Below are 24,117 nucleotides of genomic sequence, written 5' to 3'. Positions count from 1 at the left end.
CGTCCGATCCCCGGGAGCACCCGTGACCGAGTCGACCACGCCAGGCGGGATCCGCAACGCCGACCTGCTCGGCGTCTACACCAACGACCACCTGGCCTCGGCCACCGGCGGCATCGAGCTGGTCAGCCGCATGCTCGGCCGCTGGCGCGGCACCCCCTACGAGTCGCGGCTCGAGGAGCTGCTCGACGAGCTGCGCGAGGAGCGGTCGTCGCTGGAGGGCCAGATGCGCGCCCTCGGCCTGCCGGTGCGGCAGTACAAGCAGGCCGCCGTCTGGCTCGGTGAGAAGGTCTCGCGGGTCAAGTTCAACGGTCACCTGCTGACCCGCTCGCCGCTGTCGGACCTCGTGGAGTTCGAGTTCATCGCCACCGCGGTGCTGGCCAAGCGGGCCGGCTTCGAGACCCTGCGCGCCGCCGCGGAGGCCGAACCGCGCATCGACGAGGCCCTGTTCGAGCGGCTCATCGCGCAGGCCGACAAGCAGCACCACTGGCTGGCCGACGTCCGCCGCGAGGTGGCCGCCGGCGTCTTCGGCGGGCACCCAGGCCCGGCCGACGCCGCGGCCGACACCTGAGCGGTCGACCACCGGGCAGCCCGCTCTCCGCCCGGGTAGAACCGGGACATGTGCCACGACACCGACAGCCGGCCGCCCGCTCCACCGAGGAGCGGTGACGTCGCCGAGCGCGGCACGCTGACCCTCACCTCGACCGACGGCACCGAGGTCGCCGCCGCGTACGCCGCGCCGGCCGGGGCGGCTCGGGTCGGCGTCGTCCTGCTGCCCGACATCCGCGGGCTGCACCCGTACTACGTGGCGCTGGCCGAGCGCTTCGCGGAAGCCGGTCTGCCGGCGCTGGCCGTCGACTGGTTCGGGCGGACGGCGGGGCTGCCCGGGACCGGCACCCGTGGGCAGGACTTCGACTGGCAGACGCACCTCCCGCAGGTCACCGCGGCCGGCGTGGACGCCGACGTCACCGCGGCGATCGCCTACCTGCGCGGGCGCACCCGCGCGGATCTCCCGGTCGTCACCGTCGGCTTCTGCTTCGGCGGCAGCCACTCCTGGCGGCTGGCCGGGAACGCCGACGTGGACCTGGCCGGCTGCGCCGGCTTCTACGGCAAGCCGGAGCTGACCGGCGACGCGCCTGCCGTCCGCCCGACGCTGATGGTCATCGCCGGCGCCGACGCCGCCACCCCGGTCGAGGACCAGCTGGCCCTGGCCGAGCGGCTGCGGGCCGGTGGCGCGGAGGTGGAGACCGCCGTCTACGACGGGGCGCCGCACTCCTTCTTCGACCGCGCGTACGGCGACTGGGCGGAGGCCTGTGACGACGTCTGGCGCCGGGTGCTGGCGCTCACCGACCGGGTGGCCGCCGGCTGAGGAACCGACCGGGGGCCGGCCGGTGCCGACGGGTGCTGGACGCCGCGGCGTCCCCGACGACGGGTCGACCTCCTACCCTCGACAGCGCGACCGGGCGTGCGAGGTCGGGCAGGAGTCCAGCAGTGCCACGCATCGGGCGGACGGGCGCCGGCGAGGAGGACCGATGAGTGAGCAGCCCAGCGGCGGGATCGACCCCGGGGTCATCGAGCTGGCGGCGCGGGTCTTCGACCTGGCGCGCGGCGGGGCCACCGAGGAGCTGACCGCCTACGTCGACGCCGGGGTGCCGGTGAACCTGACCAACGACAAGGGCGACACGCTGCTCATCCTGGCCGCCTACCACGGCCACCCGGACACGGTCGCCGCGCTGCTCGAGCGCGGTGCCGACGCCGGCCGGGTGAACGACCGGGGTCAGACGGCGCTGGCCGCGGCGGTCTTCAAGCAGTCCGAGGAGACCGTGCGCACCCTGCTCGCGGCCGGTGCCGACCCGGACGCCGGCGGCCCGACCGCCCGGGAGACGGCGGCGTTCTTCGACCTGCCGGCGATGACGGCGCTGCTCGACGGTGCGCGTCCCTGAGCCGGCCGGCCGCGCGTGCCAGGGTGACGGCCCGGGCAGCGCGGCGATCCGCGGAGGAGGGCACATGGTGGGGATCCACCCCGGGCCGTCGGGCGCCGGAACCTCGGGCGCGCCCACCGGCGCGGCGGGCTGAGGCGACCGACGGTGACCACGCAGCGGGGGGTCCCGGGCGCCGAGGTCCCACAGGCCAACGGGGCCACCGGCGTGCCGCCGGCCGCGGCCGCGGAGGTGCAGCGCGCCGCCGTCCAGGCCCGGGCCGCGGCAGACGCCGCCGCGGTGACCGGGACCGAGGCCGCTCCCCTGCCCGAGGACGCGCCCGGGCCGCCGACCGGTGGCATGCCGCGCTGGATGGTGCTGCTGATCGGTGCCGCCACCGCCACCATCGCGATCGCCGGAGTGCGCTCGATCGCCTGGCTGGTCGGCCCGGTGCTGCTGGCCCTGGTCGTGGTCATCGCCCTCACGCCCGTGCAGCGCTTCCTGCAGCGGCACGGCTGGCCGCGGTGGGCCAGCGCCACGGTGCTGCTCCTGCTCGTCTGGACCGTCCTGCTGGGCTTCGTCGCCCTCCTGGTGGTCTCGATCGCCCAGTTCGCGGCGTTGCTGCCCAACTACGCCGGCGAGGCGGAGGCGCTCATCGCCTCGGTGGTCGCCGACCTCAACGACCGCGGCATCGTCTCCGGCCAGCTGTCGGACCTCGTCGCGCGGTTCGACTACAGCCAGCTGGTGGGCGTGGCCACCGGTGTGCTGTCCCGGGCCACCGACGCCGCCTCCACGCTGGTCCTGCTGCTGGCGGCGCTGGTGTTCCTGTCCATCGAGTCGGGCGGGTTCGGCCGGCGGCTGGCGCTCGTCGCCGCCGACCGCCCGCACCTGCCGATCGCCCTGGGCCTGTTCGCGCGCGGCACCCGCAGCTACCTGTGGGTCAGCACGGTGTTCGGCGGCATCGTGGCCATCGGCGACGGCATCGCGCTGGCGATCATCGGCATCCCGCTGCCGGTGGTGTGGGGGCTGCTGTCCTTCGTCACCAACTACGTGCCCAACATCGGGTTCGTGCTGGGTCTGGTGCCCCCGGCGATCCTGGCGCTGCTCGACGGCGGCTGGACCGGCTTCTGGACGGTCGTCGCGGTCTACGCGCTGCTCAACTTCGTCGTCCAGACGCTCATCCAGCCGCGGTTCGTCGGCGACTCGGTGGGGTTGTCGATGACGGTCACCTTCGTGGCGCTGCTGTTCTGGGGCTGGGTGCTCGGCGCGCTGGGCGCGCTGCTGGCCATCCCGCTCACCCTGCTGCTCAAGGCGCTGCTGGTGGACGTCGACCCCCGTGGGCACTGGCTCGACGCGCTGCTGCGCGAGGAACCCCGAGCGCCCCGCACCAGCCGTGCCCGCCAGCGGGCGAACGCCCGCCGCGCGGCCCTCGCCTCGGTCCGCGCGCTGCACGTCCCGCGCCCGCACCGTCGCCCGACGGAGGACTGAAAGCCCAGGTCAGCTCGGAATGTCGGACCCCTGGAGGACGTTGTCACCATGTCGGGCACCCCGCCCGGCACGACGTCTGGAGGACGCGATGAAGGGCGACCGTGTCGAGGTCGTGATCGACGCCGGCGGGAGCACCCGCACCTACGAGATCGAGGCCACCCGCGCCGGTCGGCGGGTGGACGTGACCCACGGCCGCGGGCTGGTGGAGGTCACCGAGAGCACCCGGGGTGGCACCCCGGTCCGCACCGCCCGGTTCATGGCCGGCCGGGTCCTGGCGCTCGTCGAGCACCCGGCGCCGGGGCCGGCGCTGGACGACGACGCCGACGTGCGGCCGTTGCGCCAGACCGCCTGAGGGAGGACCCGTCCCGGCACCCCCTCGCGAGCTCTCAGGTGCCGGGGACCGGGCAGGAGCTCGTGGTCGTGGTGGGGCTCCAGGGCAGCGGGAAGTCGACCTGGGTGCGCGAGCACCTGGCCGCCACCCACGCCGTCGTGAGCAAGGACCACTGGCCCAACGCCCGCCGCCGCGAGGCCCGGCAGCGGCGGGTGGTCGCCGAGCTGCTCGCCGAGGGCCGCAGCGTGGTCGTCGACAACACCAACCCCGCGCCCGAGGACCGCGCGCCGCTGGTCGCGGCGGCCCGGGCGGCCGGCGTGGGGGTCCGCGCGGTCTGGCTGGACACCCCGGTGCCGCTCTGCGCCGCGCGCAACGACGCCCGGGAGGGGCGGGCCCGGGTGCCGCCGGCCGGCCTGTACGGGACGGCGGCGCGGTTCGTCCCGCCCAGCACGGAGGAGGGCTTCGACCGGGTGGACGTCGTCCGTACCCGCTGAGGCCGCGGGCGCGCCGGGACACGCCGAGGCGGGTCCGGGCAGGCCGGTGCGGTAGACACGTCCGGCGTCCGCCCGTCCCGCGTCCCCCGGAGGTCCCTCGTGCTGGCCAGCATCGGTTACGCCGTCGCCTACACCGGGGTCGGCATCGTGCTGCTGACCCTCGGCTTCCTCGTGCTCGACCTGCTCACCCCGGGTCGCCTCGGCCGGCACATCCACGAGGAGCGGTCGGTCAACGCCGGCATCGTGCTCGCCGCCGGGTTCCTCGCCCAGGGACTGGTCATCTTCAGCGCCATCTGGACCAACGCGACGAGCGGGTTCGGATCGGCGCTGCTCTACACCGTCGTGTTCGGGGTGCTCGGCGTGGTGCTGCAGGGGATCGCCTTCCTGGTGCTCGACCTGCTGACCCCGGGCAAGCTCGGTCAGCACGTGACCGAGGTGGCCTTCCACCCCGCGAGCCTGGTGCTCGCCGCCGTCCAGCTCGCCGTGGCCGGCATCGTCGTCGCCAGCATCTGGCCCTGACCAGGCCGGTTGCCGCCGTCCCCGCCGTCCGCGGGACACGCGGGGCTACCCGCCGGTAGCTCGGCCATGCGGATCCGTACCGTGTGCTCCAGCGCACCGGACGGCGCAGGATCGGAGAGGACAACAGATGAGCGAGTCGAACAGCACCGGCGCCCGCGTGGCGATCGTCACCGGGGCCGCGCGTGGCATCGGTGCGGCCGTCGCCAAGCGGCTGGCGCAGGACGGGTTCGCCGTGGGCGTGCTCGACCTGGACGAGGCCGCGGGCAAGGAGACGGTGGAGGCCATCGAGGCGGCCGGCGGTCGTGCGCTGGCGCTCGGCGCCGACGTCAGCGACGCCGAGCAGGTGGAGGCCGCGGTCAGCCGCGTCGCCGCCGAGCTGGGCGCCCCGACGGTGCTCGTCAACAACGCCGGCGTCATCCGCGACAACATGCTGTTCAAGATGACCGAGGCCGACTGGGACACGGTCATGAACGTGCACCTGCGCGGTGCCTTCCTGATGACCCGCGCCGTGCAGAAGCACATGATCGACGCCAGGTGGGGCCGGATCGTCAACCTGTCCAGCACCTCGGCGCTGGGCAACCGCGGCCAGGCCAACTACGCCACCGCCAAGGCCGGTCTGCAGGGCTTCACCAAGACCCTGGCGATCGAGCTGGGCAAGTTCGGCGTCACCGCCAACGCCATCGCCCCCGGCTTCATCCAGACCGAGATGACCAAGGCCACCGCGGACCGGATGGGCGTCGCGTTCGAGGACTTCATCGCCTACGCCGCCAAGGAGATCCCGGTGCAGCGCGTCGGCCAGCCCGAGGACATCGCGAACCTGGCGGCCTTCTTCATCAGCGAGGGCGCGGGCTTCGTCTCCGGCCAGGTCGTCTACGCCGCCGGCGGCCCGAAGGCCTGAGGGAGGACCACCCTTCCCCCACGCCTCGCAGGCTCAGGCGGAGGGCTCCTGGAGGGTGGCCGTTCCAGCACGTCACGAGATCCTCGACAGGGCCCGGCCGGGCACCCCGGCCGGGCCCTGCGGCGTCCGGGGCGCGGGCATGGCGGTGCGTGCGCCGGTGTTGTACGAACCGTGACCCGCCCGCTCCTCCGACTCGCTCTCCTCGGTGACTCCCTCGCGTACGGTTCCGGTGCCGCCGGGCCCGGCGACGCCCTCGGCCCGCGCCTGGCCGCCGCCCTGACCGACGCCGGCTACGACATCGACCTGTCCGTGCTCGCCGTCCCCGGGGCGGTGTCGCGCGACCTGGCCGCGCAGGTCCGCCGGGCCGCAGCGCTGGACGTCGACCTCGCCGTGGTGGTGGTCGGCGCCAACGACCTGGCGCGGCTGGTGCCCCCGGCACAGGCCGCCGCGGCCCTGGCGAGCGCGCTGGCCGGGCTCCGCGCCGCGGACACCGACGTGGTCGTCGTCCCGGCGCCGGACATGTCGACCGTGCCGTGGGTCCCGCCGGCACTGCGGCTGCTGGTGCAGAGCGCCTCGCGGCAGCTGCAGCGCGAGCAGGCCGCCGTCGCCCGCGGGAACGGCGCGATGGTCGCCGCTGTCTCCGACGCCGTGTCCGCGGCCTTCGGCACCGATCCGGCCCTGTTCTCCGCCGACCGCTTCCACCCGTCGTCGGCCGGTTACGCGCACATCGCCGAGGCGCTGGTGCCGCACGTCGTCGCCGCCGCGCACGCCCGCCGGGACGGCGCCGCAGCCTGAGCGCGTGCAGCACCCGACCCGGGAGGAGCCTGCGACACCGGGTCCGCTCCTGCGGCCGTCCACACGCACGCATCCCTCTGGACGGTCACCGGAACACTCCCTAGCGTCGCTGACGCGTCATTTCGGACGGATGCGGTCCGGAGGGGGAGGCGTGTCGCTCGTGGTCGTGCCCGAGGTCGGCGTCCGTGGTGTGAACCGCGTGTACGTCGAGTCACGGCCCGGTCCCGCAGTGGCGTATCACGATCGCTCCTCCGGAGCTCATCCGTGTCGAGGACGACGGTGTCCCGGCTCGCGGATGGGTGGTAGGTCATGGCGAAGCGGCTCGTGCGGTTCACGCTCGAGGACGGCGGCACCGTGCTGGTGCAGGCCGAGGACGGCACCGCGGCCGGCGGGTACGGCGACGGTGAGGTCACCCGGGGGTGGGGGGACCGGGACGAGCGGGTGGTCCTGCAGGCGCAGCAGAGCTTCGAGGAGGCCGTCGGCCACGTCCAGCCGGCCGTGCAGGCGCTCGTGCGCCGACTGCGGTCGGTCGCGGAGCGCCCGGAGGAGATCACGATCGACTTCGGTCTCGAGCTGAGCGCGGAGGTGGGGGCCTTCGTGGCCGGTGCCAGCTCCACGGGCAACTTCACCGTGTCGATGACCTGGCGTCCCGGTCGGACTGCCAGGTCTGCTCCCGACCCGGCGGAGTCCGGCCGGGACGACCCGGCGAAGGGCACAGCCGGATGACCGAGCGCACCTACCTGGACTTCGACGTGCTGCTCGAACCCGTCTCGCCGAGCAGCTACCGCGCGCGGGTGCTGAACTCCCCGGTGGGCGAGACCCGCCCGGTGCCCGTCACGATCCCGTTCTCCGACCTCGAACTGGAGAACTTCCTGCTGCGCATCGGCCGGCCGCGCCGGTACCCGGTCCGCAGCGAGGAGGCGCCGGAGGCCACCGCGGTCCGCGAGTTCGGTGCCCGGCTCTTCGACGCCGTCTTCCACGACCAGGTGCACAGCGCCCTGATGGCGAGCCTCGACCAGGCGGAGGGCCAGGACGCCGGGCTGCGCGTTCGGCTGCGGCTGACCGACTCGCCCGAGCTGGCCGACCTGCCCTGGGAGTACCTCTACGACAGGGACGCCCGTCGGTACCTGGCGCTGTCGGCGTGGACGCCGCTGGTGCGCTACCTCGACCTGCCCGGTCGCATCCGTCCGCTGTCCGTCCGGCCGCCGCTGCGTGTGCTGGTGCTGGTCGCCAGCCCCACCGACTTCCCGCCCCTGGACGTGGACGCCGAGTGGACGCGGCTGCGGGAGGCCCTCGCGGGCCTGGAGCACGCCGGACGGGTCCGCCTCGAACGGGCCCCGAACGGGACCATGGCCGACCTTCAGCGCCAGCTGCGGCGGGGTCAGCACCACGTCTTCCACTACATCGGCCACGGGCGGTACGACGCCGAGCTCGGGGACGGGCAGCTGGCCATGGAGGGCCCGACCGGCCGGGCCCAGCCCATCAGCGGCTCCGACCTCGGCGCCCTCCTGCATGACCACCGCACCCTGCGGCTGGCCCTGCTCAACTCGTGCGAGGGTGCGCGTGGCGGCCGGCGCGACCCCTACTCGGGGACCGCGCAGAGCCTGGTCCACCAGGGCATCCCCGCCGTGGTCGCCATGCAGTTCGAGATCTCCGACCGGGCTGCCATCGTCTTCACCCGCGGGTTCTACGAGGCCGTCGCGGACGGCTACCCGCTCGATGCGGCGATCGGCGAGGCCCGCAAGGCCATCCGGCTCCAGCCGAACGAGGTCGAGTGGGGGACCCCGGTGCTGTACCTGCGCGCGCCCGACGGGCGCGTCTTCGACGTCGCCGGACCGCCGGATCCCGCCGAGGGCGCGCCGGCCGCGGACGCGGTCGCCGCCGTCGCCCCCGAGGTCGTCCAGGGATCCGTCCGCGGCGACCCCTCGGACCCGGGGCGGGACGCCGGGCGGCCGCCCGACCCGCGGGCTCCCACCGCCACAGGGGGAGCGGAGCCCGACGGCCCCGCTGCCACCGACACGCCTGCTCGCGGAGGCGGGGGCCCGCCGAGCAGCACGCAGCAGCAGGACCGCGGCGACGAGGAGGCGCCCGCACCCGCGCGGCGACCGGGGGAGCGGCGCCGGCCCGACGACGGGGACGGCGCGATCCCCCGTGGTCCTGGGCCGGCCACGGCCCCGCATCGCGGACGCCCCCGCAAGACCGCGGCACCGCGTGCCCGCGCGCAGGGCAGGCCGGCCGGAGGAGGGGGCGCTCCCGGGACCGCACCGGCCGCACCCCGGAGGTCCACGCGGAGCAAGCCGGCCGGGACGACCCGGGCCGCTCCGCCCGGCGTCCCCCCGGCCGGGACCGGCCCGGCCGCCCCGGGCCAGGGGCCCCCGTCCGCATCGCCCCCGCCTCCGCCGCCCCCACCGCCGACGGAGGAGCCCGCGCCGACGCCGGCTCACCGGCCGTCGCGGAGGCACCTGCTGGTCCTCGCCGCGGTCGTGCTCCTGGTCGGGCTGGTCGGCGGGGTGGTCCTGCTGGTGCCGCAGCAGGGCGTGCCCGGTGGACCGGACGACCGCGCCGAGCCGGCCGCGTCCGCCACGGCACCCCCGGGTCCCGCCGAGACCACCAGCGCCGGGCCGCCACCCCCGGCCGCGAGCATGCCGATCCCCGCGGCCGGCGCCACCATCCCGGTGGGCGAGACACCCGGCTACGCGGTGGCCACGCCGAGCGGGACGCAGCTCTACGTCGCCAACCGCGGGGCCCGCACCATCACGGTCGTCGACACCGAGCTGGACCGCGTGACCGGGCAGATCCCCGTGCCGGTGGGCCCACCGCAGTTCGTGGCGTTCTCCCCGGACGGCCGGACGTCCTACCTCAGCCTGTACGACGAGGACACCGAGGCCGGGGCCTTCGGCGTCCTCGACACCAGGACGTGGAAGATGATCGAGACCATCCCCCTGGACGGAAAGCCGTGGGCACCCGCGGTCACCCGCGACGGGGACCGGGTCTACGTGCCCGTCGAGGGTCCGAACACCGTCGTGGTCATCGACGCCGGGACGTACGAGGTCCGGACCGAGATCCCGGTGCCGCCCCTGCCGCACTCCATCGAGTTCACCCTCGACGGCACGCGCGGTTACGTCGCCGACCACACCTCCAACGTCGTCACGGTCATCGACACCACGACCGACACCGTGCTCCGGGAGGTGCCGGTCGACGCGGGCCCGCACCGCATGGCGGTGCACCCGGCACGGCCGCTGGTGGCCAACGTCAACTACGACGCCGACACCGTCACGGTGATCGACACGAACTCGGACACGGTCGTGACCAGCATCCCGGTCGAGGCGGGGCCTCAGGACGTCACCTGGGCGCCCGACGGCCAGTTCGCCTACGTCACCAGCGTCGACGCCGACACGCTCTCGGTGATCGCGGCCGACGACTGGAGGGTCACGGCGAGGATCCCCATCGGCGACGCCCCGACCTCGGTCGCGGTGCTGCCCGACGGGTCGCGCGGCTACGTGACCAACCTGAACGACGGCACCGTCCGGGTGCTCGACCTCGACGGCTGAAGGTCCTCACTCCCTCGCCGGCTCGGGAGCGGGGACCCGGGACGGGGCCGCGAGCACGGCGCCGTGACCACCGGTCCAACGGGTGGTCACGGCGCCGCCGTCGTCACGGGGTCTCAGGAGGTGTGGTGGACCTCCTGCAGGCGGTAGACCGGGGTGGGGACGTCCTCGTACCGGGCCTTGAGCTGCAGCGCCAGGTACAGCGAGTAGTGCCGTGACTGGTGCAGGTTGCCGCCGTGGAACCACAGCGCCTCCTGCTGGGTGGGCTTCCACATGTTGCGCTGCTCGCCCTCCCACGGACCCGGGTCCTTGGTGGTGTCCGAGCCCAGGCCCCACACCTTGCCCACCTTGTCGGCGACCTCCTGGGAGATGAGGTCGGCCGCCCACCCGTTCATCGACCCGTAGCCGGTGGCGTAGACGACGAGGTCGGCGGGCAGCTCGGTGCCGTCCTCGAGGACGACGGAGTCCTCGGTGAGGTGGTCGACCTGCCCGTGCGCCAGCTTCACCTCACCGTCGGCCACGAGGTCGGCGGCGCCCACGTCGATGTAGTAGCCCGAGCCGCGGCGCAGGTACTTCATGAACAGGCCGGAGCCGTCGTCGCCCCAGTCCAGCCAGAAGCCGGCGTCCGCCATGCGCCGGTAGAAGTCGGCGTCGCGCTCCTTCATCTGCTCGTACAGCGGGATCTGGAACTCGTGCATGATCCGGTACGGGATGGAGGCGAAGATCAGGTCGGCCTTCTCGGTGGTCACCCCCGCCGCCAGCGCCCGCTCGGAGTAGAGGTCGCCGAGGCCGATCTCCATGAGGCTGTCGCTCTTCACGATGTGCGTCGAGGTGCGCTGCACCATCGTCACGTCGGCGCCGATCTCCCAGAGCGCGCCGCAGATGTCGAACGCCGAGTTGTTGCTGCCGACGACGACGACCCTCTTGCCCTTGTACTCGTCGGGCCCGGGGTGGGCCGAGGAGTGGTGCTGCTCGCCGCGGAAGACGTCCTGGCCGGACAGCCGGGGGACGTTCGGCTTGCCGGACATGCCGGTGGCCAGCACCAGCTGCTTCGGGCGCAGGGTGAGCGGCTGACCGTCGCGCTCGACCTCCACGGTCCACTCACCGGTCGACTCGTCGTAGCTCGCCGAGCGCGCGACGGTACCGCCCCAGTAGGGCACCTCCATGACCGTCACGTAGGACTCGAGCCAGTCGCCGATCTTGTCCTTGGGCGAGAACACCGGCCAGTTGTCCGGGAACTTCAGGTAGGGCAGGTGGTCGTACCAGACCGGGTCGTGCAGGCACAGCGACTTGTACCGGCTGCGCCACTGGTCACCGGGGCGGGCGTGCTTGTCGATCACCAGGGCCGGGACGCCGAGCTGCCGCAGCCGGGCGCCGAGGGCGATGCCGCCCTGGCCGCCGCCGACGACGAGCACGTACGGCTGGGTGGTGTACCCGAGCTCGGCCTCCTCCTGCTCCCGGCGCTCCCGCCAGGTCGTGCGCTCGCGGTTCGCGCCGTGCTCGGCGCCCATCGGCCGGCGCTCGCGCAGCGGCTCCTCGTGCCCCTTCAGCTCGTGGAGCGTGGTCAGCAGGGTGAACGCCTTGGTGCCCCCCTCCTGCAGCCGGAGCAGCCCGCGGCCGCGGCCGACCGCGGTCTCGAACTCGATCCAGGCCGTGGTGGTCCCGTCGGCCTCGGTCGGCTCCTCGGTGGTGCGGAACCCGCGGGGGTCGGTGCGGTCCAGGGTCGCGGCCAGCAGGTCGCGGACGCCGTCGGTGCCCTCGACCGTGGTGATGTTCCAGGTGAAGGCGATGAGGTCGCGCCAGAAGCTCGTCGCGGCGAACATGCCCGCCGCGCGGTCGACGTCGCGGGCGGTGAGCGCCTCCTCGAACGCGGCCAGCCAGGCGTCGGTGCGCTCGGCCGGGGAGCCGGTGGTGCCGGGTCGTTCGGCGGTCTGGGTCATGGAGGGCGCCTCCTGCGTGGTCACGGGCCGGTGGTGACCCAGGACACCCGCCCATCGGGACGGGCGGCAGCCGTTGCAGGGGGTTGCACGACATATGGTCGTGGTGCAGGTCACAGTGGAGGAGCTGCCGATGACCGCCGTCCAGAGCGCCCTGCCGCCCGGGGCCGACCCGCGGGTGCACACCCGGCTGCTCGCGCGCGTGCGCGCCGCGGCCCTGTCCGGGGGCACCCCGCCCGCCGCGCCCCGTCCGGTGATCGGCGCGTCGTGGCGCCGGCTGCGCGGCAGCGGGCTGGACCCCTCGCGCACCCCGGACGTCGTCCCGCTGGACGGCGCCGCGCTGGAGCGCCGCCGCGCGGAGAGCGGGCTGGCCCCCCTGCTGCCGCTGCTGCGCGAGCGCCTGCTGCCGGTCGCCCGCGACGCCGGGCAGGTGCTGGTCGTCGTGGACGCCGGGTGCCGGGTGCTCTGGCGGGAGGGCGGCGCCGAGGTGCGCCGGCGGGCCGACCGCCTGGGGTTCGTCGAGGGCTCCTGCTGGGACGAGGACGTCGTCGGCACCAACGCCATCGGCACCAGCGTGGTGGTCCGCGCCCCGCTGCAGGTGCACGCCGCCGAGCACTACGCCGAGGGCCACCAGCCCTGGACCTGCGCCGCCGCCCCGCTGCGCGACCCGGTCACCGGCCGGGTGCTCGGGGTGGTCGACCTCTCCGGCCCCGCCTCGACGGTGCACCCGAGCACGATCGCCCTCGTCGACGCCGTCGCCGCGCTGGCCGGGCAGGAGCTCCGGCAGGCCCACACCCGGCACGTCGAGCGACTGCGGACGCTGGCCGCGCCGATCCTCGCCCGCCTGACCGGCCCGGCGCTGGTGGTGGGCGTCGACGGCTGCACCGCCGCCGCGACCGGCCTGGCCGCCCCCGACCGGGTGGCGCTGCCCGAGGAGGTGCACGCCGGGCCGGTGTGGGTGCCGGCGCTGGGCCGGTGCACCGTCGAGCCGCTGCCCGGCGGCTGGCTGCTGCGCCCGTCCGGCCCGGCGGACGACGACCGGCCGGCGGGGCTGGTGCTCGACCTCGCCGGCCCCCGCCCGCAGGTGCAGGTGACCGGGGCCAGCGGCAGCTGGACGGCCGGGCTGAGCCTGCGGCACGCGGAGATCCTGCTCGCCCTCGCCCGGCACCCGGCGGGACGTTCGGCCGCCGCGCTCGCCGCGGACCTCTTCGGCGACTCGACCCGGACGGTCACCGTGCGCGCCGAGGTCTCCCGGCTGCGCCGCACGCTGGGCTCGGTGCTGCTGACCCAGCCCTACCGGGTCGACGAGGACGTCGCCGTCGAGGTCCGGCTGCCCACGCCGGCCGCCCGGCTGCTCCCGGCGTCGACCGCGCCGCTGGTGGAGCGGCTGCGGCGCGGCTGAAGGAGGACCCCTACCCCCTCCGAGGACCCCCGTGCCCGCCACTCGCAGGCTCGTGCCAGGCCCCGTCCATAGGCTCGCCGCGAGCCTGCGAGCGGTGAGGGGGACGGGGTCCTCGTCCCTGCGAGGCCCTCGGGGCTCGCGGCGGGATCCTGCAGGGGGCCGGGCCGGCGCGTCGGGCGCCTCGGGCAGGTGGGCGCGGGCCCACAGCGCCGCGGAGCCTGGACGGGGGGCGTACGACCCCCGTCCAGGCGGTGGGGCCGGACGGGGTGGGGGCCGGCGCACCCCCCACCCCGGCGCTCACTCGGTCGGCGGCTCGTCCTCGCCGGACTCCTCGGCCGCGTCGGCCTCCTCCTTGGTGCGGTGCACCGCGCCGTCGGCGTGCTCCGGCGGGCCGTAGACGGTGTAGAGGACCAGCGGGTTCGGGCCGGTGTTGACGAAGTTGTGCTTCGTGCCGGCGGGGACGACGACGAGGTCGCCCTGCGCCACCTGCTTCTTGCTGCCCGAGATCCGCGCCTCGCCGGTACCGCTGACGAAGGTGAGGATCTGGTCGATGTCCTCGTGCACCTCCTCGCCGATCTCACCGCCCGGCGGGATGGTCATGATGACCAGCTGGGTGTTCTTGCCGGTCCACAGCACGCGGCGGAAGTCGTCGTACTTCTCCGCCTCGGTCGCGATGGTGTAGTGGATGACGGACGCCATCGAGGGCTCCTCTCGTCGGTCGGGCACGGGTCGGTGCAGCCGCGGCCCGGACGGGCCCGGCGGACGACGTCCCTCCTGCCCTCCGTCCGCGCCGGTCATGCCTGCCTCCCCGACCGGCCGCCCTCCACCTGTCCGCCGGCCGGCCCGGTCCCACCCCGAGCTCGCGGAGGACGGGGAGGCCGGGGTCCTCTCACGAGGCGTGGGAGGAGGACCCCCCGCCGCCCGCAGGCTCGCGGCGGGACCCTGCAGGGAGGCCGGGTCCTCCCTCAGCCGCGGCGTTCGAACAGGCCGACCAGGACGGCCGCGGCGACGTCGGCGTCCTCGGTGAGCCGGGCGGCCTGGCCGCGCTCGACCCGGGCGAGCATGAGCTCGTGGATGCCGCCGACCGCGGCGAGCACCAGGTCCGGTCCGACCGGGCGGACCTCGTCGGGGAAGCGGGCGACCAGGTCGTCGGCGGTCTCGCACAGCAGGGTCACGTAGCGGTCGAGGACGTCGCGGCGCAGCGCCAGCCCGCTGCGGCCGGCGGCCTGCACCTCCACGAGCACCGCCCAGGCGGCCTCCGGGCCGGAGGCGAGGGCGGAGAGCAGCGCCGAGACGGTGGCGTGCAGCCGGTCGCGCCACGGCAGCCCCGCCGCGGCGCCCTCCCGCTGGGTCCGGCGCAGCTCGTCGAGGACCTTGTCCGTGGCTCGGGAGACCAGCTCGAGGAGGCAGTCCTCCTTGTCGCGGAAGTGCGCGTACAGCACGGTCTTCGACACCCGGGCCACCCGCGCGATGTCGGCGACGGTCGTGGCGCGGTAGCCCTTCTCGGCCATGCAGGTGGCCAGGGCACCGAGGATCCGGCCGCGGCGCTGGGCGTCGTCCACGGTCGGGTCGTCGCCGAGCTCGACGAGACCCCCCACGCGCGGGACTGTATCGGCCCTGGCCGGTGCGGGCCCCGCGCCGACGTCCGGTGTCCGGCGTGCGGCGTGTCCCGACCGGGCACACCGGCACGGTGACAGACCTCACCGGGCGGACCGGGAAGAGACGGCGATGCTCGAGGCGTCGTCCCTGGGGTGACGACGCCGACCGCCTCCCGACCGACCGCCCGTGCCTACGGCGTGTGGCTCGTCGCGCTGGCCGCGTACACCGTCGCGGTCTTCCACCGGGCATCCCTCGGCGTGGCCGGGGTGGAGGCCCAGGAGCGGTTCTCCGCCGGCGCCTCGGCCGTCTCGCTGTTCCTCGTGCTGCAGCTGGTCGTCTACGCCGCGATGCAGGTGCCGGTGGGGGTGGCCCTGGACCGCTTCGGCTCGCGCCGGCTGATCCTGGCCGGCGCGCTCACCATGGCCGCCGGTCAGGCGACCCTGGCGGTGGCCGGCGACGTGCCGACGGCGATCGCGGCGCGGGTGCTCGTCGGCGCCGGCGACGCCATGACCTTCGTCAGCGTGCTGCGGGTGGTCGGGTTCTGGTTCCCCGGCCGGACCATCCCGCTGATCACCCAGCTCACCGGCATCCTCGGCCAGTTCGGGCAGATCGTCGCGGCCTACCCGCTGGTCGCGCTGCTGCACTCGACGTCCTGGGAGAGCACCTTCCTCGGCGCGGCGGCGGTGAGCGTGCTCGTCGCCGTCCTCGTGGTCGTGGCGCTGCGCGACGCGCCGCCCGGCACCGCCGTGGCCGCTCCGGCCGGGCTCGCCGAGGTGCGGCGCAGCCTGGCGCTGACCTGGCGGGAGCCGGGAACCCGCATCGGCCTCTACACGCACCTGGTCACCCAGTTCTCCGGCACCGTCTTCGCGTTGCTGTGGGGCTACCCGTTCCTGGTGCTCGGCCAGGGCCTGAGCCCGGCGACCGCCGCCGGGCTGCTCACCCTGCTCGTGGTCGTGGGCATCATCGTCGGGCCCCTGTTCGGCCGGCTGTGCGGCCGCTGGCCGCTGCGCCGCTCGTCGTTGGTGTTCGGCATCCTGGCCGCGACCGCCGCGATGTGGACCGTCGTGCTGCTGTGGCCCGGTCGCGCGCCGCTGCCGCTCCTGGTGCTGCTGGTGGTCGTCCTGGGCACCAACGGCCCCGGCTCGATGATCGGCTTCGACTTCGCCCGCACCTGGAACCCCGCCGAGCGGCAGGGCAGTGCCAGCGGCGTGGTCAACGTCGGCGGCTTCGTCGCCTCGCTGCTCACCGTCCTGGCCGTGGGCGCGGTGCTCGACCTGCTCACCCCCGGCGGCTCGACCGACTACTCGCTGGACGCCTTCCGCGCCGCGTTCGCCGTCCAGTACGTGTTCTGGGCGATCGGCCTCGTCGGCGTCGTCCGGCACCGGCGGCAGCTGCGCGCGCGGCTGGCCCGCGACGGCGTCGTCCTGGCGCCGCTGGTCGCCGCCGTCGGCGCCCGGCTGCGGGGGCGCTCGGCCTACCGCTGAACGAGGCCACCGGGCCCCGCACGACCCCGTCGGCCCCGTCCAGAGGCTCGCCGCGAGCCTGCGAGCGGTGAGGAGGACGGGGTCCTCCACCACACCCCGTGGCCGGTCCGGCACGCAGATGGCGGACACCACCGTCGCGCCTCCTCGCCAGGCGCGCGGCCGCTCACCCGGTCCCCGCGGTCTGGCAGCGTCCGGCCCTCGGCAGCAACGGGGACGCAGGGAGGCGCGGTGTTCCGACGCAACGGGGTCCCGGCCGGCGGCGGGTCCGGGTCTGCTGGACCGCCGTCCCCCGGGACGGACCCCACATCCTCGAGGCAGCTCGACGCCTTGCTCGAACCGCGGCCGGCCTTCCGGGCCGCGCTGCGCGGCTACGACCGGCTGCAGGTCGACAACTACGTCGCCTGGGCCGAGACCGAGCTGCTCGCCGTCCGGCGGGCCAACGACGACCTGCTGACGCGCTACGGCGCCTGCTCCGCGGAGCTGGAGATCTCCCGCCGGCTGCTGGCCTGCTCCCCGGCCGGTCGCGAGCAGGTGCGCACCTCCGAGCGGGTCGGGGAGATCCTGCGGCTGGCCGCCGACGAGGCCGCCCGGCTGACCGAGGCCGGCGCCGCGGACGCCGACCGGATCCGCGGGGTCGCGCGGGCCGAGGCCGACGCGCTGCTGCGGCGGGCCCGCGAGGTCCGCGACGGCGCCGTCGCCGACTGCGAGCGCATGCGGGCGGAGGCCGAGGAGGCCCGGGCGGCCGCGGAGGAGGAGCTGGCGCAGGCGCACGCCGAGGTCCGCCGGCTGACCGCGCGGCTGGACGAGGTGCTGCAGGCCCTGGCAGGGGAGGAGCAACCCGCCCGCGCGCCGCTGGCCGGGTGAGCCGCTAGCGTCGGGCCCGACCGCCAGACCCCAGCGGGAGGTGCGCGTGGACGTCGTCGTCGGGCTCGACTCGGGGACGACGGCGACGAAGGCGGTGACCGCGGGTGCCGACGCCCGCGTCCGCGACCTGGTGAGCGTCGGCTACCCGCTGCTGGTGCCGGGCCCCGGCCGCGCCGAGCTCGACGCCGGCCGGCTGCAGCAGGCCGCGATCGAGGCGCTCACGGCCATCGCCGGGCACGCCCGCGAGCGCGGCGACAGGGTCGCCGGGATCGCGCTGTCGGCCGCCATGCACGGGGTGGTGCCGATGGACGCCGACGGCGCCCCGCTGGGGCCGCTGGTCACCTGGGCCGACGCCCGGGCCGCCGAGTGGGCGCGGGCGCTGCACGCCGACGGGCGCGCCCCCGCCCTGCACGCCCGGACCGGCACGCCGGTGCACGCGATGTCGCCGCTGGTGAAGCTGTCCTGGGAGCGGGCGCAGGACGGCGACCGGGTGGGCGCGACACCGCGCTGGGGCGGGGTCAAGGAACTCGTCCTCGCGGCGCTGTGCGGCGGCCCGCAGGTGGTCGACCGCTCGTGCGCCTCGGCGACCGGGATGTACGACATCCGCGCCGGCCGGTGGGACGACGAGGCCTTGAGCATCGCCGGCGTGCGGGCCGACCAGCTCGGCGAGGTGCTGCCCACGACGGCGGTGCTGCCCGCCCTGCGCGCCGACGTGGCCGCCGCGGCCGGTCTGCCCGCCGACACCCCGGTCGTCGTCGGGGCCTCGGACGGGGTGCTGGCCAACCTCGGCGTGGGCGCGGTGCGCCCGGACGTCGCCGCGGTCTCGCTGGGCACCAGCGGCGCGATGCGGGTCGTCGTCCCCACGCCCCGGGTGGACCCCGGCCGCCGGCTGTTCTGCTACGCCCTCACCGACGAGCACTGGGTGCTCGGGGGAGCGGTGAACAACGGCGGGTCGGTGGTGCGCTGGGCATCCCACGCGCTGGCCGTCGAGCCCGGTGAGCCCGAGCCGCAGGGCGAGGAGGCCGACGAGCTCGACGCCCGCCTGCTCGAGGAGGCGGCGGGGGTCCCCGCCGGGAGCGCCGGGCTGCTGTGCCTGCCCTACCTGCTCGGCGAGCGGGCGCCGTGGTGGCGCTCGGGCCTGCGGGGGGCCTACCTGGGGCTGCGCCGGGAGCACCGCCGGCCGCACCTGGTCCGGGCCGCGGTGGAGGGCGTCTGCCAGCAGCTGGCGCTGGTGCGCGACGCGTTCTCCGCGACCGACGCCCCGGTGCGCGAGGTGCGTGCCACGGGGGGAGCGGTGGCCTCGTCGCTGTGGGTGCGCACGCTCGCCGCCGCCCTCGACCTGCCGGTGCGGGTCGCCGACTCGCCGGAGGGCACCGCCCTGGGCGCCTGCCTGCTCGGGCTGCACGCGCTCGGCGCGCTGCCCGACCTCGACGCCGCGACCGCGCTGGTGACCGTGCACGACCCGGTCGAGCCGGACCCGGCCGAGGTCGCGGTCTACCGCGAGCTGCGGCCGCTGGTGGAGCGCTCCACCGACGCGCTGACCGACGTCCTGACCGCGCTGGACGCACTCGCCACCCCGCCCCGGCCCGTCTGACCGCCGCCCGATCCCCACGAGGAGGACCCCGTGCCCGAGGTCGAACCGGCGCTGGGCGCCGGCCCGCTGCTGCTCATCGCGGCCGCCGCGGTCGGCGTCCTGCTGTTCCTGATCATGAAGCTCAAGCTGCACGCGTTCCTCGCGCTGGTGCTGGTCAGCCTGCTCACCGCGCTGGCCACCCGGATCCCGCTCGAGGACGTCGTCACCACGCTGACCGGCGGCTTCGGCACGACGCTGGCCAGCGTCGCGCTGCTGGTCGGGCTGGGCGCGATGCTCGGCCGGCTGCTCGAGCACAGCGGTGGCGCGCAGGTGCTCGCCGACAGCCTGATCGGCCGGTTCGGGGAGAAGCGGGCGCCGCTGGCCCTCGGTGTGGCCGCGCTGCTGTTCGGCTTCCCCATCTTCTTCGACGCCGGGCTGGTCGTCTTCCTGCCGATCGTCTTCACGGTCGCCCGCCGGCTGGGCGGGTCGCTGCTGACCTACGGGCTGCCCACCGCCGGTGCCTTCGCGGTGATGCACGCCTTCGTGCCGCCGCACCCGGGGCCGGTCGCGGCCGCCGAGCTGGTCGGCGCCGACATCGGCCTGGTGCTGGTGTTCGGCCTGGTCGTCGGTCTGCCCACCTGGTACCTCGGCGGCTACCTGTTCGGTCTGTGGGCCGGCCGCCGCTACGACGTCGCGGTGCCGCACATCCTCGACGACGCCGCCGTGCGGACGGCCGACGACGACCCCGACCCCTCGGTGGAGGGCACCTCGCCGGGCATCGCGTCGACCGGCGGGCGGGCCACGGAGACCGCGACTCGGCCGGCGCCGCCGCGCTTCGGCACGGTCGTCGGCATCCTGCTGCTGCCGCTGGTGCTCATCTTCCTCAACACCGGGCTGAGCACGCTGGCCAGCGCGGGGGCGGTGGCCGAGGACTCGTTCACCGTGCGCGCCGGTCAGCTGCTCGGCGCCACCCCGGTGGCCCTGCTCATCACCGTGCTCGTGGCGATGGTGGTGCTCGGCGTGCGTCGCGGGGAGAGCGGCGACCAGGTCGAGTCGATCGTCAACAGCGCCCTGGGACCGGTGTGCGCGATCATCCTGATCACCGGCGCCGGCGGCATGTTCGGCGGCGTGCTGCGGGCCAGCGGCATCGGCCAGGCGCTGGCCGACGTCCTCGGCGACATCGGGCTGCCGGTCATCGTGGCGGCGTTCGTCATCTCGGTGCTGCTGCGGGTGGCGCAGGGGTCGGCGACGGTCGCGCTGACCACCGCGGCCGGGCTGATGGCGCCGGTGGTCGAGGCGACCGAGGGGCTCTCGCAGGTCGACCTGGCGCTCATCGTCATCGCGATCGCCGGTGGGGCGACGGTGCTGTCGCACGTCAACGACTCCGGCTTCTGGCTGGTCAGCCGTTTCTTCCGGATGGACGAGAAGACGACGCTGAAGACCTGGACGGTCATGGAGACCCTGCTGGGCACCATCGGTTTCCTCATCGCGCTGGTGCTGAGCCTGTTCCTGTGAGCCGGCCCTCCCGTCGCGAGAGAGCCAGGACGGGTCCCGGCGTCCTCCACCCCTGCCCCGCACTGTGGGCAGGGGTGGAGGCAGTGCCGGGCCCCAGGCGCCGCCCTGGGTGCACCGCGGGCGGCCCCGTCCACGGGCCCGACCCGACCCCCGCGGGGTGACCGCCCCCTCCCCGGGGGACGTGGCGGTCCCGGAGACCCGCGGAGGAGCGTGGACGTGCGGGGAGAACGTCGAGGAGGACCCCGCGGCGTCGGCAGACCCGCCGCGACCGGGCCCGCGGTGGCATCGTGGCGCGATGGGACGCACCCTCCGTCTCGCCGGAGCCGGCCTGGCCGGTCTCGCCGCGGTCGCCGCCCGCGACCTGCTGCAGCGCGAGCACACCCTGCTGCGCAACTTCCCGGTGATCGGCCACGCGCGCTACCTGCTGGAGTCGGTCGGCCCGGAGCTGCGCCAGTACCTCGTGGCGGGCAACAACGAGGAGCGCCCGTTCACCCGCGACCAGCGGCGCTGGGTCTACGCGTCGGCGAAGCACGAGAACAACTACTTCGGCTTCGGGACCGACAACGACCTGGAGTTCACCGCCGGCTACCCGGTCATCAACCACCGCACGTTCGGCCGGGCCGTGCCGCCCACCTCCGTGCACGCGGGCCACGACGTCACGCTGCCCAGCGCCAAGGTGCTCGGCGGCGCACGCGGGCGGGCGCGGGCGTTCCGGCCGGCCTCGGTCGTGAACATCTCGGCCATGAGCTTCGGCTCGCTGTCCGGCGCGGCGATCGAGGCGCTCAACCGCGGGGCGGCGCTGGCCGGCTGCCTGCAGAACACCGGCGAGGGCGGGCTCTCGGTGCACCACCGGCACGGCGGTGAGCTGGTGTTCCAGATCGGCACCGCGTACTTCGGCTGCCGGGACGAGCAGGGCCGCTTCGACCTGCAACGGCTCAAGGACCTCGTCGCCTCCGCGCCGGTGTGCGCCCTGGAGGTCAAGCTCAGCCAGGGCGCCAAACCGAGCCTGGGCGGCGTCCTGCCGGCTGCGAAGGTGTCGGCGGAGATCGCAGCCGCGCGCGGCGTGCCGGAGGGGGTGGACTGCATCAGCCCGTCACGGCACGCGGAGTTCTCCGATCCCGACAGCCTGCTCGACTGGGTGGAGCTGCTCGCCGCCGAGACCGGGCTGCCGGTCGGCATCAAGTCCGCCGTCGGCGACATGACCTTCTGGCACGAGCTCACCGACCTGATGGCGACCACCGGCCGCGGGGTGGACTTCGTGACGGTGGACGGCGGCGAGGGCGGCACCGGAGCCGCGCCGCTCATCTTCACCGACTCGGTGTCCCTGCCGTTCCAGCTCGGCTTCGCCCGGGTCCACTCGGTGTTCGCCCGCGCGGGGCTGCACGAGCAGGTCACCTTCATCGGCGCCGGCAAGCTCGGCCTGCCCGACAACGCGATCGTGGCGTTCGCGCTCGGCTGCGACATGGTCAACGTCGGCCGTGAGGCGATGCTCGCGATCGGGTGCATCCAGGCGCAGAAGTGCCACACCGACACCTGCCCGACCGGGGTCGCCACGCAGAACCCCTGGCTGGCGCACGGCCTGGACCCGCGGCTGAAGTCCGTGCGGGCGGCGAACTACATCGGGACGCTGCGCCGCGACCTGGTCAAGGTCGCCGAGGCCTGCGGTGTCGAGCACCCCGGGCTCATCGACGCCTCCTCCGTCGAGGTGCTCACCGGACGCACGGCCTCCACGCCGCTGGGGGAGGTCTACGGCTACGAGCCCGGGTGGGGGCTGCCCTCGGCCGCCGACCGCGCCGAGATCGCCCGGATCATGACGGCCGAGGCCCCGCAGGGCGGCGCGGCCCCGGCCTCCGCCGACGCCGTCGGCTGACCTCCGACCGACGGTCACGCCGGAGGGGCCGGGAGTAGGGACGCGCGGGACGACGGGATCGACCTCGTCCCCGGTGTCGGAGGGCCGTCGACCCGATCGGCGGGGTGACTACGGTCCCTGCCTGAGCCCAGCCGTCCGAGGTCTGGAGCCGCTGATGGCCAGCTACCTGTACCGGTGCGGGGCGTGCGGCACCTGGGAGGTGCACCGGCCGATCGGCACCGCCGAGCCGACGAGCACCTGCCCGTCCTGCGGAGCCGCCGGCCGCCGCCAGTACACCCCGCCGCTGCTGAGCCGGACCCCCACCGCGGTGGCGTCCGCCCGCCTGCGCGAGGAGGCCAGCGCGGACGCCCCCGCGGTGACCACCGCCGTGCCGCCCGCGACCGTCCGGCCCGTCGCCCGCGACCCGCGGTGGAGCGCCCTGCCCCGTCCCTGACCGGTCCGGACCGGCTGTCCGCCCCGGCCGGGGAGGGCGTGGTGGCGACCGGGACGACCGGCGGACCGGTCGTGCACCGGCCCGCCGCCCGGACGACGGCGGCTCCTGCCGAGCGCGACCGGCACCGCACGGCCCGTCGACCGCGGGCTGAACCCAGCACGACACAGATCGGAGAGTGGCGACATGCCAGATGTGGTCTTCACGGTGGACCAGGCCAAGTCGATGCGCGACCAGGCCGTACCCGGACACAACCGGTGGCACCCGGACGTCCCGGTCGCCACGATGGTCCGCCCGGGGCAGAACATCCGGGTGGAGTGCCGGGAGTGGACCGACGGCCAGATCGGCAACAACGACTCGGCCAACGACGTCCGGGACGTCGACCTGAACCGGGCGCACATGCTCAGCGGGCCCATCGGGGTGGAGGGCGCCGAGCCCGGCGACCTGCTCGTCGTCGACATCCTCGACCTCGGGCCGGTGCAGGCACCGCAGGAGTACGGCGACGCCCCCGGCCAGGGCTGGGGGTACACCGGCATCTTCGCCAAGGCCAACGGCGGCGGTTTCCTCACCGACTACTTCCCGGACGCCTACAAGGCGATCTGGGACTTCCAGGGCCAGCAGTGCACCTCCCGGCACATCCCGGGCGTGCGGTACACCGGCCTCACCCACCCCGGGCTGTTCGGGACGGCGCCGTCGGCCGACCTGCTCGCCCGGTGGAACCGCCGGGAGAAGGCGCTGGCCGACACCGATCCCGACCGGGTCCCGGCCCTCGCCCTGCTCCCGCTCGAGGACCAGACCCTGGGCGGGACGGCCACCGGCGACGTCCTCGACGGCATCGCCCGGGACGGCGCGCGCACCGTCCCGGCCCGCGAGAACGGCGGCAACCACGACATCAAGAACTTCTCCCGCGGCTCGCGGGTCTTCTACCCGGTGCACGTGCGGGACGCCAAGCTCTCCGGCGGCGACCTGCACTTCAGCCAGGGGGACGGCGAGATCACCTTCTGCGGCGCCATCGAGATGGGCGGCTTCATCGACTTCCACATCGACCTGATCAAGGGCGGCATGGAGACCTACGGCGTGACCACCAACCCGGTGTTCATGCCCGGCAACGTCGAGCCGCGGTACTCGGAGTTCCTCACGTTCATCGGGATCTCGGTCGACCACGACACGGACACGAACCAGTACCTCGACGCCACGCTGGCCTACAAGCGGGCCTGCCTGAACGCCGTCCGGTACCTGGAGAAGTTCGGGTACTCGGGCGAGCAGGCCTACCTGCTGCTGGGGTCGGCACCGATCGAGGGCCGGGTGAGCGGGGTGGTCGACATCCCGAACGCCTGCTGCTCGCTGTACCTGCCGACGGCGATCTTCGACTTCGACATCCGGCCGTCGGCGGCGGGTCCGGTCCGGGCGGACAGGGGGCAGTGCGCGGTCACCTCGTGACCGTGCTCCTGGTC

At 75.1% G+C, this 24,117-nt stretch carries 22 protein-coding genes; 19 read left to right on the top strand and 3 right to left on the bottom strand.

The genetic code is table 11. The annotated features are described in order from the left end of the window. Nucleotides 1-22: 22 nt before the first annotated feature. From ACI79G_RS09065 to ACI79G_RS09015, 11 genes are all read left to right on the top strand, one after another. Nucleotides 23-568 (top strand): hypothetical protein, encoded by a 546-nt coding sequence (locus tag ACI79G_RS09065; protein WP_456880805.1) that lies wholly within the window; start codon nucleotides 23-25, stop codon nucleotides 566-568. Between the two features lie 48 nt (nucleotides 569-616). Beyond that, complete coding sequence (locus tag ACI79G_RS09060) at nucleotides 617-1,366, top strand: dienelactone hydrolase family protein (protein ID WP_456880804.1); 750 nt, start codon at nucleotides 617-619, stop codon at nucleotides 1,364-1,366. Between the two features lie 163 nt (nucleotides 1,367-1,529). Further along, on the top strand, nucleotides 1,530-1,940 hold the full coding sequence (locus tag ACI79G_RS09055; protein ID WP_456880803.1) for an ankyrin repeat domain-containing protein: 411 nt from the start codon (nucleotides 1,530-1,532) through the stop codon (nucleotides 1,938-1,940). Nucleotides 1,941-2,084: 144 nt separating this feature from the next. Continuing rightward, nucleotides 2,085-3,404, top strand: a complete 1,320-nt coding sequence (locus ACI79G_RS09050; RefSeq protein WP_456880802.1) for an AI-2E family transporter — start codon at nucleotides 2,085-2,087, stop codon at nucleotides 3,402-3,404. Nucleotides 3,405-3,492: 88 nt separating this feature from the next. Continuing rightward, a complete protein-coding gene (locus ACI79G_RS09045; protein ID WP_091217317.1) occupies nucleotides 3,493-3,756 on the top strand; it encodes a hypothetical protein in 264 nt (87 codons plus the stop codon). Nucleotides 3,757-3,824: 68 nt separating this feature from the next. After that, nucleotides 3,825-4,229, top strand: a complete 405-nt coding sequence (locus ACI79G_RS09040; RefSeq protein WP_456880801.1) for an AAA family ATPase — start codon at nucleotides 3,825-3,827, stop codon at nucleotides 4,227-4,229. Between the two features lie 99 nt (nucleotides 4,230-4,328). Next, nucleotides 4,329-4,748, top strand: coding sequence for a DUF350 domain-containing protein (locus tag ACI79G_RS09035; RefSeq protein ID WP_456880800.1), 420 nt, complete (start codon nucleotides 4,329-4,331; stop codon nucleotides 4,746-4,748). Nucleotides 4,749-4,875: 127 nt separating this feature from the next. Continuing rightward, on the top strand, nucleotides 4,876-5,646 hold the full coding sequence (gene fabG / locus ACI79G_RS09030; protein ID WP_456880799.1) for a 3-oxoacyl-ACP reductase FabG: 771 nt from the start codon (nucleotides 4,876-4,878) through the stop codon (nucleotides 5,644-5,646). A 171-nt stretch (nucleotides 5,647-5,817) separates the two neighbouring features. After that, nucleotides 5,818-6,441, top strand: a complete 624-nt coding sequence (locus ACI79G_RS09025; protein ID WP_456880798.1) for a GDSL-type esterase/lipase family protein — start codon at nucleotides 5,818-5,820, stop codon at nucleotides 6,439-6,441. A gap of 309 nt (nucleotides 6,442-6,750) precedes the next feature. Continuing rightward, on the top strand, nucleotides 6,751-7,167 hold the full coding sequence (locus ACI79G_RS09020) for a CU044_2847 family protein (RefSeq protein WP_456880797.1): 417 nt from the start codon (nucleotides 6,751-6,753) through the stop codon (nucleotides 7,165-7,167). Further along, entirely contained in the window at nucleotides 7,164-9,992 is a 2,829-nt protein-coding gene (locus ACI79G_RS09015; RefSeq protein WP_456880796.1) for a CHAT domain-containing protein, read from the top strand. Before ACI79G_RS09020 ends, ACI79G_RS09015 begins: the two co-directional genes overlap by 4 nt. 113 nt (nucleotides 9,993-10,105) lie before the next feature. On the opposite strand, the gene ACI79G_RS09010 is transcribed toward ACI79G_RS09015, so the two are convergent. Then, complete coding sequence (locus ACI79G_RS09010; protein WP_456880795.1) at nucleotides 10,106-11,929, bottom strand: flavin-containing monooxygenase; 1,824 nt, start codon at nucleotides 11,927-11,929, stop codon at nucleotides 10,106-10,108. A 130-nt stretch (nucleotides 11,930-12,059) separates the two neighbouring features. Here ACI79G_RS09010 and ACI79G_RS09005 point away from each other — a divergent pair, with 130 nt between their 5' ends. Continuing rightward, nucleotides 12,060-13,328: a GAF domain-containing protein gene (locus ACI79G_RS09005; protein WP_456880794.1), complete on the top strand. Its 1,269-nt coding sequence runs from the start codon at nucleotides 12,060-12,062 to the stop codon at nucleotides 13,326-13,328. Between the two features lie 297 nt (nucleotides 13,329-13,625). Here the strand turns inward: ACI79G_RS09005 and ACI79G_RS09000 are convergent, their stop codons facing one another. After that, nucleotides 13,626-14,027, bottom strand: a complete 402-nt coding sequence (locus ACI79G_RS09000; RefSeq protein WP_456880793.1) for a cupin domain-containing protein — start codon at nucleotides 14,025-14,027, stop codon at nucleotides 13,626-13,628. A 266-nt stretch (nucleotides 14,028-14,293) separates the two neighbouring features. Then, nucleotides 14,294-14,926 carry a TetR/AcrR family transcriptional regulator gene (locus tag ACI79G_RS08995; RefSeq protein WP_456880792.1) on the bottom strand — a complete coding sequence of 211 codons (633 nt, stop codon included), beginning with the start codon at nucleotides 14,924-14,926 and terminating at the stop codon, nucleotides 14,294-14,296. Between the two features lie 153 nt (nucleotides 14,927-15,079). Here ACI79G_RS08995 and ACI79G_RS08990 point away from each other — a divergent pair, with 153 nt between their 5' ends. The 7 genes from ACI79G_RS08990 (at nucleotide 15,080) to fmdA (ending at nucleotide 24,103) form a co-directional block, all read left to right on the top strand. Then, nucleotides 15,080-16,411 carry an MFS transporter gene (locus ACI79G_RS08990; protein ID WP_456880791.1) on the top strand — a complete coding sequence of 444 codons (1,332 nt, stop codon included), beginning with the start codon at nucleotides 15,080-15,082 and terminating at the stop codon, nucleotides 16,409-16,411. 327 nt (nucleotides 16,412-16,738) lie between these two features. Continuing rightward, nucleotides 16,739-17,275 (top strand): hypothetical protein, encoded by a 537-nt coding sequence (locus ACI79G_RS08985; RefSeq protein WP_456880790.1) that lies wholly within the window; start codon nucleotides 16,739-16,741, stop codon nucleotides 17,273-17,275. Between the two features lie 46 nt (nucleotides 17,276-17,321). Then, complete coding sequence (locus ACI79G_RS08980) at nucleotides 17,322-18,869, top strand: gluconokinase (protein WP_456880789.1); 1,548 nt, start codon at nucleotides 17,322-17,324, stop codon at nucleotides 18,867-18,869. Nucleotides 18,870-18,899: 30 nt separating this feature from the next. Then, complete coding sequence (locus tag ACI79G_RS08975) at nucleotides 18,900-20,363, top strand: GntP family permease (RefSeq protein WP_456880788.1); 1,464 nt, start codon at nucleotides 18,900-18,902, stop codon at nucleotides 20,361-20,363. A 295-nt stretch (nucleotides 20,364-20,658) separates the two neighbouring features. Next, the gene (locus ACI79G_RS08970; RefSeq protein WP_456880787.1) at nucleotides 20,659-22,233 is read left to right on the top strand and encodes a glutamate synthase-related protein; all 1,575 of its coding nucleotides are present in this window, start codon (nucleotides 20,659-20,661) and stop codon (nucleotides 22,231-22,233) included. A gap of 154 nt (nucleotides 22,234-22,387) precedes the next feature. Beyond that, nucleotides 22,388-22,666 carry an FmdB family zinc ribbon protein gene (locus ACI79G_RS08965; protein ID WP_456880786.1) on the top strand — a complete coding sequence of 93 codons (279 nt, stop codon included), beginning with the start codon at nucleotides 22,388-22,390 and terminating at the stop codon, nucleotides 22,664-22,666. Nucleotides 22,667-22,849: 183 nt separating this feature from the next. Beyond that, nucleotides 22,850-24,103, top strand: coding sequence for a formamidase (gene fmdA / locus ACI79G_RS08960; RefSeq protein ID WP_456880785.1), 1,254 nt, complete (start codon nucleotides 22,850-22,852; stop codon nucleotides 24,101-24,103). Nucleotides 24,104-24,117 lie beyond the last annotated feature (14 nt).

It is taken from the genome of Geodermatophilus sp. SYSU D00779, assembly GCF_054050595.1.
This window is presented reverse-complemented; position numbering and strand designations above follow the sequence as displayed.

What these genes read in the sequence shown, in the direction of transcription:
- ACI79G_RS09060 (WP_456880804.1), top strand. Translation starts at nt 617, where the DNA reads ATGTGCCACGACACCGACAGCCGGCCGCCCGCTCCACCGAGGAGCGGT.
- ACI79G_RS09055 (WP_456880803.1), top strand. Translation starts at nt 1,530, where the DNA reads ATGAGTGAGCAGCCCAGCGGCGGGATCGACCCCGGGGTCATCGAGCTG.
- ACI79G_RS09045 (WP_091217317.1), top strand. Translation starts at nt 3,493, where the DNA reads ATGAAGGGCGACCGTGTCGAGGTCGTGATCGACGCCGGCGGGAGCACC.
- fabG (WP_456880799.1), top strand. Translation starts at nt 4,876, where the DNA reads ATGAGCGAGTCGAACAGCACCGGCGCCCGCGTGGCGATCGTCACCGGG.
- ACI79G_RS09020 (WP_456880797.1), top strand. Translation starts at nt 6,751, where the DNA reads ATGGCGAAGCGGCTCGTGCGGTTCACGCTCGAGGACGGCGGCACCGTG.
- ACI79G_RS09015 (WP_456880796.1), top strand. Translation starts at nt 7,164, where the DNA reads ATGACCGAGCGCACCTACCTGGACTTCGACGTGCTGCTCGAACCCGTC.
- ACI79G_RS09010 (WP_456880795.1), bottom strand. Translation starts at nt 11,929, where the DNA reads ATGACCCAGACCGCCGAACGACCCGGCACCACCGGCTCCCCGGCCGAG.
- ACI79G_RS09005 (WP_456880794.1), top strand. Translation starts at nt 12,060, where the DNA reads ATGACCGCCGTCCAGAGCGCCCTGCCGCCCGGGGCCGACCCGCGGGTG.
- ACI79G_RS09000 (WP_456880793.1), bottom strand. Translation starts at nt 14,027, where the DNA reads ATGGCGTCCGTCATCCACTACACCATCGCGACCGAGGCGGAGAAGTAC.
- ACI79G_RS08970 (WP_456880787.1), top strand. Translation starts at nt 20,659, where the DNA reads ATGGGACGCACCCTCCGTCTCGCCGGAGCCGGCCTGGCCGGTCTCGCC.
- ACI79G_RS08965 (WP_456880786.1), top strand. Translation starts at nt 22,388, where the DNA reads ATGGCCAGCTACCTGTACCGGTGCGGGGCGTGCGGCACCTGGGAGGTG.
- fmdA (WP_456880785.1), top strand. Translation starts at nt 22,850, where the DNA reads ATGCCAGATGTGGTCTTCACGGTGGACCAGGCCAAGTCGATGCGCGAC.